This is a genomic window from Pseudomonas sp. NMI542_15 (genome assembly GCF_021283425.1).
Classification (GTDB): domain Bacteria; phylum Pseudomonadota; class Gammaproteobacteria; order Pseudomonadales; family Pseudomonadaceae; genus Aquipseudomonas; species Aquipseudomonas fortuita.
In genome coordinates, this window is the sequence record NZ_JAJSRO010000012.1 from 147263 (window position 1) to 163731 (window position 16469).

At 60.7% G+C, this 16469-nt stretch carries 14 protein-coding genes; 13 read left to right on the top strand and 1 reads right to left on the bottom strand.

The genetic code is table 11. From position 1 onward, the window contains the following. The first annotated feature begins 96 nt into the window (after positions 1 to 96). From dnaK to LU684_RS18330, 7 genes are all read left to right on the top strand, one after another. On the top strand, positions 97 to 2022 hold the full coding sequence (gene dnaK / locus LU684_RS18300; protein ID WP_003249929.1) for a molecular chaperone DnaK: 1926 nt from the start codon (positions 97 to 99) through the stop codon (positions 2020 to 2022). A gap of 196 nt (positions 2023 to 2218) precedes the next feature. Then, positions 2219 to 3343: a molecular chaperone DnaJ gene (dnaJ, locus tag LU684_RS18305; RefSeq protein WP_016489178.1), complete on the top strand. Its 1125-nt coding sequence runs from the start codon at positions 2219 to 2221 to the stop codon at positions 3341 to 3343. A gap of 13 nt (positions 3344 to 3356) precedes the next feature. Beyond that, a complete protein-coding gene (dapB, locus tag LU684_RS18310) occupies positions 3357 to 4160 on the top strand; it encodes a 4-hydroxy-tetrahydrodipicolinate reductase (protein WP_016489177.1) in 804 nt (267 codons plus the stop codon). A 327-nt stretch (positions 4161 to 4487) separates the two neighbouring features. Further along, positions 4488 to 5624 carry a glutamine-hydrolyzing carbamoyl-phosphate synthase small subunit gene (gene carA, locus LU684_RS18315; RefSeq protein WP_016391781.1) on the top strand — a complete coding sequence of 379 codons (1137 nt, stop codon included), beginning with the start codon at positions 4488 to 4490 and terminating at the stop codon, positions 5622 to 5624. Positions 5625 to 5729: 105 nt separating this feature from the next. Further along, positions 5730 to 8951, top strand: coding sequence for a carbamoyl-phosphate synthase large subunit (carB, locus tag LU684_RS18320; protein WP_016489176.1), 3222 nt, complete (start codon positions 5730 to 5732; stop codon positions 8949 to 8951). A 2-nt stretch (positions 8952 to 8953) separates the two neighbouring features. Continuing rightward, on the top strand, positions 8954 to 9430 hold the full coding sequence (gene greA, locus LU684_RS18325; RefSeq protein ID WP_024717413.1) for a transcription elongation factor GreA: 477 nt from the start codon (positions 8954 to 8956) through the stop codon (positions 9428 to 9430). After that, positions 9408 to 9857 carry an MFS transporter gene (locus LU684_RS18330; protein ID WP_080641087.1) on the top strand — a complete coding sequence of 150 codons (450 nt, stop codon included), beginning with the start codon at positions 9408 to 9410 and terminating at the stop codon, positions 9855 to 9857. The genes greA and LU684_RS18330 overlap by 23 nt, the downstream gene beginning before the upstream one ends. Positions 9858 to 9869: 12 nt before the next feature. Here the strand turns inward: LU684_RS18330 and LU684_RS18335 are convergent, their stop codons facing one another. Next, positions 9870 to 10178, bottom strand: a complete 309-nt coding sequence (locus LU684_RS18335) for a YhbY family RNA-binding protein (RefSeq protein ID WP_016489174.1) — start codon at positions 10176 to 10178, stop codon at positions 9870 to 9872. Positions 10179 to 10280: 102 nt separating this feature from the next. Between LU684_RS18335 and rlmE the strand changes: the two genes are divergently transcribed. The 6 genes from rlmE (at position 10281) to secG (ending at position 16456) form a co-directional block, all read left to right on the top strand. After that, entirely contained in the window at positions 10281 to 10907 is a 627-nt protein-coding gene (gene rlmE, locus LU684_RS18340; RefSeq protein ID WP_012274251.1) for a 23S rRNA (uridine(2552)-2'-O)-methyltransferase RlmE, read from the top strand. Positions 10908 to 11110: 203 nt separating this feature from the next. Further along, entirely contained in the window at positions 11111 to 13015 is a 1905-nt protein-coding gene (ftsH, locus tag LU684_RS18345; protein ID WP_232894885.1) for an ATP-dependent zinc metalloprotease FtsH, read from the top strand. An 8-nt stretch (positions 13016 to 13023) separates the two neighbouring features. Beyond that, positions 13024 to 13875, top strand: coding sequence for a dihydropteroate synthase (gene folP, locus LU684_RS18350; RefSeq protein ID WP_023047603.1), 852 nt, complete (start codon positions 13024 to 13026; stop codon positions 13873 to 13875). A gap of 16 nt (positions 13876 to 13891) precedes the next feature. Continuing rightward, positions 13892 to 15232, top strand: a complete 1341-nt coding sequence (gene glmM, locus LU684_RS18355; protein WP_016489171.1) for a phosphoglucosamine mutase — start codon at positions 13892 to 13894, stop codon at positions 15230 to 15232. A 65-nt stretch (positions 15233 to 15297) separates the two neighbouring features. After that, entirely contained in the window at positions 15298 to 16053 is a 756-nt protein-coding gene (gene tpiA, locus LU684_RS18360; protein ID WP_016489170.1) for a triose-phosphate isomerase, read from the top strand. A gap of 4 nt (positions 16054 to 16057) precedes the next feature. Then, a complete protein-coding gene (gene secG / locus LU684_RS18365; protein WP_232894886.1) occupies positions 16058 to 16456 on the top strand; it encodes a preprotein translocase subunit SecG in 399 nt (132 codons plus the stop codon). The last annotated feature ends 13 nt before the right edge of the window (positions 16457 to 16469 follow it).

A 16469-nucleotide genomic window follows, 5' to 3' on the forward strand; every position in this document is an offset into this window, starting at 1 on the left:
ATCGGGGCATCCCCATCTAGGTGTCAAGCCTTCAAGTATTACCGCAGTTGGCCAAAGTAGTCGCTGCTACCAAATTCAAGTTTCGGGAGAGTTAACATGGGTAAAATCATCGGTATCGACCTGGGGACCACCAACTCGTGCGTCTCCATTCTGGAAAACGGTAACGTCAAGGTCATCGAAAACGCCGAAGGTGCGCGTACTACCCCTTCGATCGTGGCCTACGCCAACGATGGCGAAATCCTGGTAGGTCAGTCGGCCAAGCGCCAGGCTGTGACCAACCCGCACAACACCCTGTTCGCAGTGAAGCGCCTGATTGGCCGCCGCTTCGAAGAAGATGTCGTGCAAAAAGACATCAAGCTGGTGCCGTACAAGATCGTCAAGGCGAACAACGGTGACGCCTGGGTCGAAGCGGCTGGCAAGGAAATGGCTCCGCCGCAAATCAGCGCCGAAGTCCTGAAGAAAATGAAGAAGACCGCCGAAGACTACCTCGGCGAGCCAGTGACCGAAGCGGTCATCACCGTTCCGGCCTACTTCAACGACAGCCAGCGTCAGGCTACCAAAGACGCCGGTCGTATCGCTGGCCTGGACGTAAAGCGCATCATCAACGAGCCGACCGCCGCTGCACTGGCGTACGGCATGGACAAGGCCAAGGGCGACCACACCGTCATCGTTTATGACCTGGGTGGTGGTACCTTCGACGTTTCGGTCATCGAAATCGCCGAAGTCGACGGTGAGCACCAGTTCGAAGTACTGGCTACCAACGGCGACACCTTCCTGGGTGGCGAAGACTTCGACATGCGCCTGATCGACTACCTCGTCGACGAGTTCAAGAAAGAGTCGGGCATGGACCTGAAGAACGATCCTCTGGCCCTGCAGCGCCTGAAAGAAGCCGCAGAAAAAGCCAAGATCGAACTGTCGTCCGCTCAGTCGACCGACGTCAACCTGCCGTACATCACTGCAGATGCCACCGGTCCTAAGCACCTGAACGTGAAGATCTCCCGCGCCAAGCTGGAGTCGCTGGTCGAAGACCTGGTCAAGCGTACCATCGAGCCTTGCCGCATCGCCCTGAAAGACGCCGGCATCGACGCCAGCAAGATCGACGACGTGATCCTGGTCGGCGGTCAGACCCGTATGCCGCTGGTGCAGAAAGAAGTAGCCGACTTCTTCGGTAAAGAAGCCCGCAAGGACGTCAACCCGGACGAAGCCGTTGCCATGGGCGCTGCCATCCAGGGTGCTGTTCTGGCCGGTGACGTGAAAGACGTACTGCTGCTGGACGTCAGCCCGCTGACCCTGGGTATCGAAACCATGGGCGGCGTGATGACTGCGCTGATCGAGAAGAACACCACCATCCCGACCAAGAAGTCGCAGGTGTTCTCCACTGCCGATGACAACCAGGGCGCCGTGACCATTCACGTACTGCAAGGCGAGCGTAAGCAGGCTGCGCAGAACAAGTCGCTGGGCAAGTTCGACCTGGCTGACATTCCGCCAGCACCGCGTGGCGTTCCACAAATCGAAGTAACCTTCGACATCGACGCCAACGGCATCCTGCACGTAGGCGCGAAAGACAAGGCTACCGGCAAGACTCAGTCGATCGTGATCAAGGCCAACTCCGGCCTGTCGGACGAAGAGATCGAGCGCATGGTGCGTGACGCCGAGGCCAACGCCGAGGAAGACCGCAAGTTCGAAGAGCTGGCCGCGGCCCGTAACCAGGGTGATGCACTGGTTCACTCGACCCGCAAGATGGTCGCTGACGCGGGTGACAAGGTCACCGCTGAAGAGAAAACTGCCATCGAAGCGGCTGTGGTTGCCCTGGAAGCCGCCGTCAAAGGCGACGACAAGGCTGCCATCGATGCCAAGGTCGAGGAGCTGTCCAAGGTCTCTGCCCCGGTTGCCCAGAAAATGTACGCCGAGCAGTCGGCTGAACAGCCTCAGGGTGGCGCGCAGCAGGCCGAGCCGGAAGCCAAGCACGATGACGTGGTTGACGCCGAGTTCGAAGAAGTGAAAGACAACAACAAGCAGTAATCCCTGCATGTTGTCGGCCAGCTCACCGCCGTTTGGCGGTGAGCTGGTAGGATGTCGCCGCGCGGGGGCTTGCTCCCGCGTTGGCGTATCTGGAATTCGAGAATTTTTACAGCATCTGTCAGCCACCTTTGGAGGCGCAGGCAGGTGCTGATGGCGCGGCGCAGATGCCAGACGCCCAACAAGGTGCAAATGACCTATGTCCAAGCGTGATTATTATGAGGTTCTGGGCGTCGAGCGCGGCGCCAGTGAGTCTGACCTCAAAAAGGCTTACCGCCGTTTGGCGATGAAGTACCACCCGGACCGCAACCCGGGTGACAAAGAGTCTGAAGACAAGTTCAAGGAGGCCAACGAGGCCTACGAAGTGCTGTCTGATGCCAGCAAGCGCGCGGCGTTCGACCAGTATGGCCACGCAGGTGTCGACCCAAGCATGGGCGGTGGTGGTGCCGGCTTCGGTGGCGCCAACTTCTCCGATATCTTCGGTGATGTGTTCAGCGACTTCTTCGGTGGCGGCCGCGGTGGCGGCCGTGGCGGTGCCCAGCGCGGCAGCGACCTGCGCTACACCCTGGAGCTGAACCTGGAAGAAGCAGTGCGTGGCACCACGGTCAGCATCCGTGTGCCTACCCTGGTCAACTGCCAGCCTTGCGATGGCTCTGGCGCCAAGAAGGGTTCGACCCCGTCCACCTGCCCGACTTGTGGTGGCATCGGCCAGGTGCGCATGCAGCAAGGCTTCTTCTCGGTGCAGCAGACCTGCCCGCGCTGCCATGGCCAAGGCAAGATCATCACCGACCCGTGCGCCTCGTGCCACGGCGAAGGCCGTGTCGAGGAATACAAGACGCTGTCGGTCAAGGTGCCGGCAGGTGTCGATACCGGTGACCGCATCCGCCTGTCGGGCGAGGGCGAGGCCGGGGCCCATGGTGGCCCCACTGGCGACCTGTACGTGGTGATCAGTGTGCGTGAGCACGAGATCTTCCAGCGCGATGGCAAGCACTTGTACTGCGAAGTGCCAATCAGCTTCACCGATGCCGCCCTGGGTGGCGAGCTGGAAGTGCCCACCCTCGATGGCCGCGTGAAACTGAAAATTCCGGAAGGTACCCAGACGGGCAAGCAGTTCCGCCTGCGTGGCAAGGGCGTGGCGCCGGTCCGCGGTGGTGGTGCCGGTGACCTGCTGTGCCGGGTGGCGGTGGAAACCCCGGTCAACCTCAGCCGCCGTCAGCGCGAGCTGCTCGAAGAGCTGCGTGACTCGCTGGAAGGCGACAGCTCCCACTCGCCCAAGGCCAGTGGCTGGTTCGATGGCGTGAAGCGCTTCTTCGGCGATCTCTGACAAGGAACAGGCTATGCGACGTATTGCAGTGATGGGTGCGGCAGGGCGGATGGGCAAGACCCTTATCGAAGCCGTGCAGCAAACCCCGGGTGCCGGGTTGACGGCGGCGATCGATCGTCCTGATAGTTCGCTGGTCGGGGCTGACGCCGGTGAGCTGGCGGCACTTGGCCGGATTGGCGTGCTGTTGTCCGATGATCTGGCCAAGGTCGCCGATGAATTCGATGTGCTCATCGACTTCACTCACCCCTCGGTCACCCTGAAAAACCTGGCGTTTTGCCGCAAGCACGGCAAGGCGATGATCATTGGCACCACCGGTTTTACAGCTGAAGAGAAGCAGCTGTTGGCCGAGGCCGGCAAGGACATTCCAATCGTGTTCGCCGCCAACTTCAGCGTGGGTGTAAACCTTAGCCTGAAGCTGCTGGACATGGCAGCGCGGGTGCTGGGCGATGATGTCGACATCGAGATCATCGAGGCGCACCACCGGCACAAGGTCGATGCACCTTCGGGCACTGCGCTGCGCATGGGTGAGGTCGTTGCCAATGCGCTGGGCCGAGACCTGCAGGAAGTGGCCGTGTATGGTCGTGAGGGGCAGACCGGCGCGCGTGATCGCAAGACCATCGGTTTCGCGACTGTGCGGGCTGGTGATGTGGTGGGTGACCACACCGTGCTGTTCGCTGCCGAAGGCGAGCGCCTGGAAATTACCCACAAGGCTTCCAGTCGCATGACCTTCGCCAAGGGCGCCGTGCGTGCGGCGCTGTGGCTGGATGGGCGCGCGCCTGGCCTGTACGACATGCAGGATGTGCTCGAGCTGCGCTAAGCCGTTCGAGTGGTGTTGGCTTCTTCACGGGCTTGCCTGCTCCCACAGGCATTGCGCAGGTCTTGGGGTCTGTGGTGTTCCTGTGGGAGCGGGCGAGCCCGCGAAGAAGCCCCCGCCGATGTCAGTCTGTCGCATTGATGTGTTTTAGAGACACATATGCGGTAGACCGAAAACGCACTTTTCTGTAAGCTACAGCTTTAGTGTGTCCACTAAAAGCGCGCAGCGAATTGAATTCAGCACATGAAAGCGGGGTGACGTGTCCATACGTCACTCCGCTTTTTTGCAACCTGCGATCGCCCTTTCATGCTTGATTTACGGGAGGTCTTCTTGACAAAGCCAGCCATACTCGCCCTTGCCGACGGCAGTATTTTTCGCGGTGAAGCCATCGGTGCCGACGGTCAGACCGTTGGTGAGGTGGTGTTCAACACCGCTATGACCGGCTACCAGGAAATCCTTACAGACCCTTCCTACGCGCAGCAAATCGTTACCCTGACCTATCCGCACATCGGCAACACCGGCACTACGCCGGAAGATGCCGAGTCGAACCGCGTCTGGTCCGCTGGCCTGGTCATCCGTGACCTGCCGCTGCTGGCCAGCAACTGGCGCAACACCCAGTCGCTGCCTGAGTACCTCAAGGCCAACAACGTTGTTGCCATCGCCGGCATCGACACCCGTCGCCTGACCCGTATCCTGCGTGAAAAAGGCGCTCAGAACGGTTGCATCCTCGCCGGTGACAACATCAGCGAAGAGGCAGCCATCGCCGCCGCCCGTGGCTTCCCTGGCCTGAAGGGCATGGACCTGGCCAAGGTCGTTTCCACCAAGGAGCGTTACGAGTGGCGCTCCAGTGTGTGGGAGCTGAAAACCGACAGCCACCCGACCATCGAAGCTGCCGACCTGCCGTACCACGTGGTCGCCTTCGACTACGGCGTCAAGCTGAACATCCTGCGCATGCTGGTTGCCCGTGGCTGCCGCGTGACTGTGGTGCCGGCCCAGACCCCGGCCAGCGAAGTGCTGGCACTCAACCCGGACGGTGTGTTCCTGTCCAACGGCCCTGGTGACCCCGAGCCGTGCGACTATGCCATTCAGGCGATCAAGGAAATTCTCGAAACCGAGATTCCGGTATTCGGCATTTGCCTCGGCCACCAACTGCTGGCCCTGGCGTCCGGTGCCAAGACCGTGAAAATGGGCCACGGTCACCACGGCGCCAACCACCCGGTCCAGGACCTGGATACCGGCGTGGTCATGATCACCAGCCAGAACCACGGTTTTGCTGTTGACGAAGCCACCCTGCCGGGCAACGTTCGCGCCATCCACAAGTCGCTGTTCGACGGCACCCTGCAGGGTATCGAGCGCACCGACAAGAGCGCGTTCAGCTTCCAGGGCCACCCTGAAGCGAGCCCTGGCCCGACCGACGTCGCGCCACTGTTCGATCGTTTCACCGATGCCATGGCCAAGCGCCGCTGAGCATCCTGCTTCAAGGCCCCGGGCCGGCTCGCGCCACGCCCGGAAGCGCCTGACCCAGATTGTTCAAAGCGGCTTGCCGACTGACCCCGGATTTGAGTGACCACCATGCCAAAACGTACAGACATCAAAAGCATCCTGATTCTCGGTGCCGGCCCGATCGTGATCGGCCAGGCCTGTGAATTCGACTACTCCGGCGCCCAGGCCTGCAAGGCCCTGCGCGAGGAAGGTTTCCGCGTCATCCTGGTGAACTCCAACCCAGCCACCATCATGACCGACCCGGCCATGGCCGACGCCACCTACATTGAGCCGATCAAGTGGCAATCGGTGGCCAAGATCATCGAGAAAGAACGCCCGGACGCCGTCTTGCCGACCATGGGCGGCCAGACCGCACTGAACTGCGCCCTGGACCTGGAGCGCCACGGCGTTCTGGAGAAGTTCGGCGTAGAGATGATCGGTGCCAACGCCGACACCATCGACAAGGCTGAAGACCGCTCGCGCTTCGACAAGGCGATGAAGGACATCGGCCTGGAGTGCCCGCGCTCCGGTATCGCCCACAGCATGGAAGAGGCCTATGCGGTCCTCGAGAAGCTTGGCTTCCCGTGCATCATTCGCCCGTCGTTCACCATGGGTGGCACTGGCGGTGGTATCGCTTACAACCGTGAAGAATTCGAAGAAATCTGCACCCGCGGTCTGGACCTGTCGCCGACCAAAGAGCTGCTGATCGACGAATCGCTGATCGGCTGGAAAGAGTACGAGATGGAAGTGGTCCGCGACAAAAAGGACAACTGCATCATCGTTTGCTCGATCGAAAACTTTGACCCGATGGGCGTGCACACCGGTGACTCGATCACCGTTGCTCCCGCGCAGACCCTGACCGACAAGGAATACCAGATCATGCGCAACGCCTCGCTGGCGGTGCTGCGTGAAATCGGTGTTGAAACCGGCGGTTCCAACGTGCAGTTCGGTATCTGCCCGAACACCGGCCGCATGGTCGTCATCGAGATGAACCCGCGGGTATCGCGTTCGTCCGCCCTGGCTTCGAAGGCTACCGGCTTCCCGATCGCCAAGATCGCCGCCAAGCTGGCCATCGGTTACACCCTCGACGAACTGCAGAACGACATCACCGGCGGCCGCACCCCGGCTTCCTTCGAGCCGTCGATCGACTACGTCGTCACCAAGCTGCCGCGCTTTGCCTTCGAGAAATTCCCGAAAGCCGACGCCCGCCTGACCACCCAGATGAAATCCGTGGGTGAAGTCATGGCCATCGGCCGTACCTTCCAGGAGTCCCTGCAGAAAGCCCTGCGCGGCCTGGAAGTGGGCGCCTGTGGCCTGGACCCGAAAGTCGACCTGGCCAGCCCGGAAGCTGCCGGCATCCTCAAGCGCGAGCTGACCGTGCCGGGCGCCGAGCGTATCTGGTACGTGGCTGACGCCATGCGTTCGGGCATGACCTGCGAAGAGATCTTTGCCCTGACCGGCATCGACATGTGGTTCCTGGTGCAGATGGAAGATCTGATCAAGGAAGAAGAGAAGGTCAAGACCCTGGCCCTGTCGTCGATCGACAAGAGCCTGATGCTGCGCCTCAAGCGCAAAGGTTTCTCGGACCAGCGCCTGGCTGTGCTGCTGGGTATCACCGACAAGAACCTGCGCCGTCACCGTCACAAGCTCGAAGTCTTCCCGGTGTACAAGCGCGTCGACACCTGCGCTGCCGAGTTCGCCACCGACACTGCCTACCTGTACTCCACCTACGAGGAAGAGTGCGAGGCCAACCCGTCGACTCGCGACAAGATCATGATCCTGGGTGGCGGCCCGAACCGTATCGGCCAAGGCATCGAGTTCGACTACTGCTGCGTACACGCCGCCCTGGCGCTGCGTGACGACGGTTACGAGACCATCATGGTCAACTGCAACCCGGAAACCGTCTCCACCGACTACGACACTTCTGACCGCCTGTACTTCGAGCCGCTGACGCTGGAAGACGTGCTGGAAGTGTGCCGCGTCGAGAAGCCAAAAGGCGTGATCGTCCATTACGGCGGCCAGACCCCGCTGAAACTGGCCCGCGCCCTGGAAGAAGCCGGCGTACCGATCATCGGTACCAGCCCGGACGCCATCGACCGCGCCGAAGACCGTGAGCGCTTCCAGCAGATGGTTCAGCGCCTGAACCTGCTGCAGCCGCCAAACGCCACCGTGCGCAGCGAAGAAGAAGCTATCCGCGCTGCTGGCAGCATCGGTTACCCGCTGGTGGTGCGCCCGTCGTACGTACTGGGCGGCCGCGCCATGGAGATCGTCTACGAACTGGACGAGCTCAAGCGCTACCTGCGTGAAGCCGTGCAAGTGTCCAACGACAGCCCGGTACTGCTCGACCACTTCCTCAACTGCGCCATCGAGATGGACGTGGATGCGGTGTGCGACGGCACCGACGTGGTGATCGGCGCCATCATGCAGCACATTGAGCAGGCCGGCGTTCACTCCGGTGACTCGGCGTGCTCGCTGCCACCTTACTCGCTGAGCAAGGAAGTGCAGGACGAAGTCCGCGTACAGGTCGCCAAAATGGCCCTGGAGCTCGGCGTTGTCGGCCTGATGAACGTGCAGCTGGCCCTGCAGGGCGACAAGATCTACGTGATCGAAGTCAACCCGCGCGCCTCGCGTACCGTGCCGTTCGTGTCCAAGTGCATCGGCACTTCCCTGGCCATGATCGCCGCCCGCGTAATGGCCGGCAAAACCTTGAAAGAGCTGGGCTTTACCCAGGAAATCATCCCGAACTTCTACAGCGTCAAGGAAGCCGTCTTCCCGTTCGCCAAGTTCCCAGGGGTTGACCCGATCCTCGGCCCTGAGATGAAATCGACCGGTGAAGTCATGGGTGTCGGTGACACCTTCGGTGAAGCGTTCGCCAAAGCCCAGATGGGTGCCAGCGAAGTGCTGCCGACCGGTGGTACCGCGTTCATCAGCGTGCGTGACGACGACAAGCCGCAAGTGGCTGGCGTTGCCCGCGACCTGATCGCCCTGGGCTTCGAAGTGGTTGCAACTGCTGGTACTGCCAAGGTGATCGAAGCGGCAGGCCTGAAAGTGCGCCGTGTGAACAAGGTGACCGAAGGCCGCCCGCACGTGGTCGACATGATCAAGAACGACGAAGTGTCGCTGATCATCAACACCACCGAAGGCCGCCAGTCGATTGCCGATTCCTACTCGATTCGTCGCAATGCGCTGCAGCACAAGATTTACTGCACCACTACCATTGCGGCCGGTGAAGCCATCTGCGAGGCGCTGAAATTTGGTCCGGAAAAGACCGTTCGTCGCCTGCAAGATCTGCATGCAGGACTGAAAGCATGAGCATTACCAAGTACCCGATGACCGTCCAGGGCGCTCGCGCCCTGGAAGAGGAGCACCTGTTCCTGAGCAAGACCGAACGCCCGCGCCTGAGCCAGGCGATTGGTGAGGCACGCGAACTGGGCGACCTCAAGGAAAACGCCGAATACCATGCCGCCCGTGAAGAACAGGGCATGGTCGAGGCGCGTATCCGCGATATCGAAGGCCGTTTGCAGAACTCGGTCGTGATCGACGTGACCACGATCCCCCACACCGGCAAGGTGATTTTCGGTACCACCGTGGTACTGGCCAACACTGAAACCGATGAAGAAGTGACCTACCAGATCGTCGGCGAGGATGAAGCCGACGTGAAACAGGGCAAACTCTCGAGCGGTGCGCCGATTGCCCGTGCCATCATCGGCAAGGAAGAAGGTGATACTGTCGTCGTCAAGACGCCTAGCGGCACGGTCGAGTACGAGATTGTCGAAGTCAAGCACATCTGACCGGCGCCTGCGGGCGCCATCCCTCGAGGGGATCCTCTGGCAACTGGCCCAGGTTTTCTGGGTCGGTGGCTTATGGGTGTTCCATGTGGGGCTGGTGCCTGCGCTCAAGGTCAGTGGCCTGGCCCCGCTGCTGGTGCAGGATATCGCCGGGCAGATCGACCGCTGGTTGATCGGCGTGGCGTTGCTTGGCTTGTTGACCCAGCTGGCAGTGCTGGCAAGGGTGGACGGCCTGGCGGCCTGGTGGCGGCAGTTCCGTGGCCAGATGCTGTTGCTCGGCTTCAGTGCCTGCGTGGGGTATTACACCTTGCGCTACGGTATTTCCGTGGGCGAGCGCTGGCAGATGTTCTGCTTCCTGGTCCTGGGCTTTTCCGGCATCGTGCTGGTGGCCCAGCCGGTGCCGGTCAGGGCGCGCTCATCGCGCCACTGACCGGAGCCACCGTTACTTGTAGCGGTGGATATTGGACAGCTGCTTGTTCGGCTGTGGGTTCTTGCGGTAAATCAGCGCTTTTTTGCCGATGGTCTGCACCAGCTCGGCACGGCCGGCCTTGCACAGCTCGGCGATGGTTGCTGCACGTTCTTCGCGGTCTTCCGAACGAATCTCGACCTTGATCAGCTCATGGTCGACCAGCGCACGCTCCAGTTCGGCGACTACGCCTTCATTCAGACCGTTCCCGGCAACGATCAGGACCGGCTTCAGGTCATGACCAATGGACTTGTATTGCTTCTTCTGCTCGTTATTGAGCGGCATAATCTGACCCTTTCCGTCTGATTCTGTAAAATTGACGGGCATTTTACCCGAGGGCCACCGGCTCCGCCCAGTCAATCACGACGCATATCATCGAGGTGCCCCGTGGTACAACGTTCCAAAAGCAGCGCAAACTGGCTGCGAGAGCATTTTAACGACCCTTTCGTCAAACAGGCGCAGAAGGATGGCTACCGCTCGCGTGCGAGCTACAAACTGCTGGAGATTCAGGAAAAGGACCGGCTGATCCGCCCGGGCATGAGTGTTATCGACCTCGGCGCGGCGCCTGGTGGCTGGTCGCAGGTGACCAGTCGTCTGATTGGTGGCCAGGGGCGCCTGATTGCTTCCGACATTCTGGAAATGGACTCGATCGCGGATGTGACCTTCATTCAGGGTGACTTCACCCATGACGAAGTGCTGCAGCGCATTCTCGAAGCGGTCGGCGATTCGCACGTGGACCTTGTGATTTCCGACATGGCCCCCAATATGAGTGGTACGCCCGCGGTAGATATTCCACGGGCCATGTTCCTCTGCGAGTTGGCGCTCGATCTGGCAACCCGCGTACTCAAGCCTGGCGGCGATTTCCTGATCAAGATTTTCCAGGGCGAAGGTTTTGACGTGTACCTGAAGGACGTGCGTAGCAAGTTCGACAAGGTGCAGATGCGCAAGCCATCGTCGTCGCGGGACCGTTCCCGTGAGCAATACCTGTTGGGCAGGGGCTTCAAAGGGGCATGAAAGGTGTGAAGCGGGGTGGCCGATAGTTAATTCCAATCGGCCACTGCGTCAGGATCGTCCGAACTTCGTGTAGTCTAGCTTTCACAAAGGGTTACAGACGGTGCCTGCGGCTGCGTAGGTAATGTAGTAAGTTAGGGCGATGAATATCATGCGAGGCACGGCTGCGTCGTGCGCCGGCCTCAGAGGGTAGCGAATTGAACGACATGGCAAAGAATCTGATCCTGTGGTTGATCATCGCAGCTGTCCTGGTGACAGTGATGAACAACTTCTCCAGCCCTAACGAGCCGCAGACCCTCAACTATTCCGACTTTATCCAGCAGGTCAAGGATGGCAAGGTCGAGCGTGTGACCGTCGACGGCTACATCATTACCGGCAAGCGCGCCGACGGCGACAGCTTCAAGACCGTGCGCCCGGCCATTACCGACAATGGCCTGATCGGTGACCTGGTTGACAACCACGTGGTTGTCGAAGGCAAGCAGCCAGAACAGCAGAGCATCTGGACGCAGTTGCTGGTCGCCAGCTTCCCGATCCTGGTGATCATCGCGGTGTTCATGTTCTTCATGCGCCAGATGCAAGGCGGCGCGGGTGGCAAGGGCGGGCCGATGAGCTTCGGCAAGAGCAAGGCGCGCCTGCTGTCCGAAGACCAGGTCAAGACCACATTGGCCGACGTTGCAGGTTGCGACGAAGCCAAGGAAGAAGTGGGCGAGCTGGTCGAGTTCCTGCGCGATCCGGGCAAGTTCCAGCGCCTGGGCGGTCGTATCCCCCGCGGCGTGCTGATGGTCGGCCCGCCCGGTACCGGTAAGACCCTGCTGGCAAAGGCCATTGCGGGCGAGGCGAAAGTACCGTTCTTCACCATTTCCGGTTCGGACTTCGTTGAAATGTTCGTCGGTGTCGGTGCCAGCCGCGTGCGCGACATGTTCGAGCAGGCCAAGAAGCACGCCCCGTGCATCATTTTCATTGACGAGATCGACGCCGTTGGTCGCCACCGTGGCGCCGGCATGGGTGGCGGTCACGACGAGCGTGAGCAAACCCTCAACCAGTTGCTGGTAGAGATGGATGGCTTCGAAATGAACGATGGCATCATCGTCATTGCCGCTACCAACCGCCCTGACGTACTCGACCCGGCGCTGCTGCGCCCTGGCCGCTTCGACCGTCAGGTGGTGGTAGGCCTGCCAGACATCCGTGGTCGCGAACAGATCCTCAAGGTGCACATGCGCAAGGTCCCGATTGGCGAAAACGTCAACCCGGCGGTCATTGCCCGTGGTACCCCCGGCTTCTCCGGTGCCGACCTGGCCAACCTGGTCAACGAGGCCTCGCTGTTTGCTGCCCGTTCCAACAAGCGCCTGGTCGAAATGAAAGAGTTCGAACTGTCCAAAGACAAGATCATGATGGGCGCCGAGCGCAAGACCATGGTCATGTCCGAGAAAGAAAAGAGGAACACTGCGTACCACGAGGCGGGTCATGCCATCGTTGGTCGCCTGGTGCCTGAGCACGACCCGGTCTACAAGGTTTCGATCATTCCGCGCGGTCGCGCCCTGGGCGTGACCATGTTCCTGCCGGAAGAAGACCGCTACAGCCTGTCCAAGCGTGCGCTGATCAGCCAGATCTGCTCGCTGTACGGTGGCCGTATCGCTGAGGAAATGACCCTGGGCTTCGATGGCGTCACCACGGGCGCTTCCAACGACATCATGCGGGCCAGCCAGCTCGCTCGCAACATGGTGACGAAGTGGGGCTTGTCGGAAAAACTCGGCCCGTTGATGTATGCAGAAGAAGAGGGTGAGGTGTTCCTGGGTCGTAGCGCGGGCAGCCAGCACGCCAGTGTTTCTGGCGAGACTGCCAAGCTGATCGACTCTGAAGTGCGCAGCATCATCGACCAGTGCTACGCCACCGCCAAGCAGCTGCTGATTGAAAATCGCGACAAGCTCGAGGCGATGACTGAAGCGCTGATGAAGTATGAGACCATTGATGCCGATCAGATCGATGACATCATGGCTGGCCGTACGCCACGCGAACCGCGTGATTGGGACGACGACAAGCATTCGGGCACCCCTGCTGCCCAGGATGATCGCCCTGAATCGCCAATTGGCGGTCCGGCAGCTCAACACTAAGGGCGTTTATGAGCTCAGTGCAGTACCCGACCCGGTTGCCTTGCGGCAACCGGGTTCTTGATTTGTCGCGTACCCATGTCATGGGTATTCTCAATATCACCCCCGATTCCTTCTCCGATGGCGGGCGCTTCAGTCAGCGCGACGAGGCCCTGCGCCATGCCGAAGCGATGGTTGCGGCCGGCGCCACGCTGATCGACATCGGCGGTGAGTCCACGCGCCCCGGCGCGCGAGCGGTATCGGTGACCGAGGAGCTGGAGCGTGTGGCGCCGATGGTGGAGGCCATCAACGGTCGCCTCGATGTCGTCATCTCGGTCGATACCTCGACGCCTGCCGTCATGCGTGAATCGGCGCGCCTCGGTGCCGGGTTGATCAACGACGTACGTGCCCTGGAGCGCGATGGCGCCCTGGACGCCGCTGCGGATACCGGCCTGCCGGTGTGCCTCATGCACATGCGCGGCGAGCCGGGTAACATGCAGGACGACCCGCACTACGATGATGTGACCGCTGACGTCACGCGTTATCTAGAGCAGCGGATGGCTGCCTGCGCTTCGGCGGGCATTGATGCGAGCAGAATCATCCTTGACCCGGGCTTTGGTTTCGCCAAGACACTGGCGCACAACCTGAGCCTGTTCAAGCACATGGAAGCGCTCTATCGCCTTGGGCGCCCGCTACTGGTGGGCGTATCACGAAAGAGCATGATCGGCCTGACGCTGGAACGTCCGGTCGGCGAGCGCTTGTACGGCAGCCTTGCGCTGGCGGCGTTGGCCATGACTAAAGGGGCGAGCATCCTTCGAGTCCATGATGTGGCTGAAACTGTCGATGTGGTACGCATGATTGCTGCGGTGCAAAACGCCGAATAAGAACATTGGAGTCCCTATGAGCAGAAAATACTTTGGTACCGACGGCATTCGTGGCCGCGTCGGCGAATTCCCGATCACGCCTGACTTCATGCTGAAGCTTGGCTGGGCGGCCGGCATGGCGTTCCGCAAGCAGGGCCATTGCCGGGTGTTGGTGGGCAAGGACACGCGTATTTCCGGCTACATGTTCGAGTCTGCACTCGAAGCCGGCCTGGCTGCGGCAGGTGCTGACGTCATGCTGCTGGGGCCAATGCCTACACCGGCCATCGCCTACCTGACCCGTACCTTCCATGCGCAGGCGGGCATTGTCATCAGTGCCTCGCACAACCCACACGAAGACAACGGCATCAAGTTTTTCTCGGGCCAAGGCACCAAACTGCCGGACGAAGTCGAGCTGATGATCGAAGAGCTGCTCGATCAGCCGATGACGGTTGTCGACTCGGGCAAGCTGGGCAAGGTGTCGCGCATCAACGATGCTGCCGGCCGCTACATCGAGTTCTGCAAGAGCAGCGTGCCTAGCAGCACCAGCTTCGACGGCCTCAAGCTGGTGGTCGATTGCGCCCACGGTGCAACCTACAAGGTGGCGCCGAGCGTGTTCCGTGAGCTGGGCGCCGATGTGACCGTGCTGCATGCGCAGCCAGACGGCCTGAACATCAACGAAGGTTGCGGCTCGACCCACATCGAATCGCTGCAGGCCGCCGTGCTGGTTGGCCATGCCGACCTCGGCATTGCCTTCGACGGTGACGGCGATCGCGTGTTGATGGTCGACCATACTGGCGCCATCGTCGACGGTGACGAGCTGCTGTTCATCATTGCCCGCGACCTGCACGATCGTGGCAAGCTGCAGGGCGGGGTGGTGGGTACGCTGATGAGCAACCTCGGCCTGGAGCTTGCGCTGAAGGACCTGGATATTCCGTTCGTACGGGCCAAGGTCGGCGACCGCTACGTCATGGCCGAGCTGCTGGAGCGTGAGTGGCTGATCGGTGGTGAAAACTCCGGGCACGTCGTGTGCTGCAACCACACCACCACCGGTGACGCGATCATTGCCGCGCTGCAGGTGCTGATGGCGCTCAAGCGCCGTGGCGAAACCCTGGCACAGGCCCGTCAGGCCCTGCGCAAGTGCCCGCAGGTACTGATCAACGTGCGCTTCGGCGCCAGCAAGGTCGACCCGCTGGAGCACCCGGCAGTCAAGGAAGCCAGTGCCAAGGTGACCGAGGCCCTGGCGGGGCGCGGCCGTGTTCTGTTGCGCAAGTCGGGTACAGAGCCGCTGGTGCGGGTTATGGTCGAAGGCGAAGACGAAAGCCAGGTGCGCACGCACGCTGAAGCGTTGGCCAAACTGGTCGGCGAAGTTTGTGCCTGAAGGCGCTTGCCAGCGCAGATCTGGTTGGGTAAGATCTGCGCCCACTTTGACCGACGAGGTAAAGCATGCGTCGCCCTATGGTAGCTGGTAACTGGAAGATGCACGGTACCCGCGCTAGCGTCGCTGAGCTGACCGAAGGCTTGAGCAATCTCGCCTTGCCGAGCGAAGTGGAAGTCGCAGTGTTTCCATCGGCCCTGTTCATCAATCAAGTGATCGATGGCCTGGCGGGTAAAGAAATTACTGTCGGTGCACAGAATTCTGCTGTACAACCCGAACAGGGTGCGCTGACCGGGGAAGTTGCTCCGGAGCAGCTGGTCGAGGCAGGTTGCAAGTTGGTGTTGGTTGGCCATTCGGAGCGTCGCCAGATCATTGGTGAAACCGACGAAGTGCTCAATCGCAAGTTTGCAGCGGCCCAGGCCAAAGGTTTGAAGCCAGTGCTTTGCATAGGGGAAACCCTTGAAGAGCGCGAGGCTGGCAAAACGCTTGAAGTTGTCGGGCGTCAACTAAGCAGTATCATCGAGGCATTCGGTGTTAAGGCTTTTGCCAATGCAGTAATTGCCTATGAGCCTGTATGGGCCATCGGCACCGGCCTCACGGCCACGCCACAGCAGGCCCAGGATGTGCACGCCGCCATCCGTAGCCAGCTGGCGGCAGAAGATGCTGAAGTAGCTGCGAAGGTGCAGTTGCTCTACGGCGGCAGCGTGAAGGCGGCCAATGCGGCCGAACTGTTCGGCATGCCGGATATCGATGGGGGTCTCATTGGTGGGGCTTCCCTGAACGCAGACGAATTCGGTGCAATTTGTCGCGCCGCAGGAAACTGAACAAATGCTGGAAACAGTCATCGTTGTTTTTCATCTGTTGGCAGCGCTGTCGCTTGTAGTGCTGGTTCTGTTGCAACAGGGTAAGGGTGCGGAAGCAGGTGCATCTTTCGGCGCGGGTGCTTCAAACACCGTGTTCGGGAGCCAAGGCTCTGCAACGTTCCTAAGTAAATTCACTGCTATACTCGCTGCCACTTTCTTTTTGACAGCACTTGGGTTAGGATACTTCGCGAAGCAACAAGCTCACCAGCTTAGCCAAGCAGGTCTTCCAGATCCAGCAGTGCTAGAAGTGAAAGAGCCGCAAAAATCGGCAGTTAATGATGATGTACCGGTGCTCCAACAGCAGAAGAGCGAAACCACCAATAACACTGGTGATGTACCTCCTCCGGCTCAAGAGCAGAAGTAACGGGTTTCAAGTA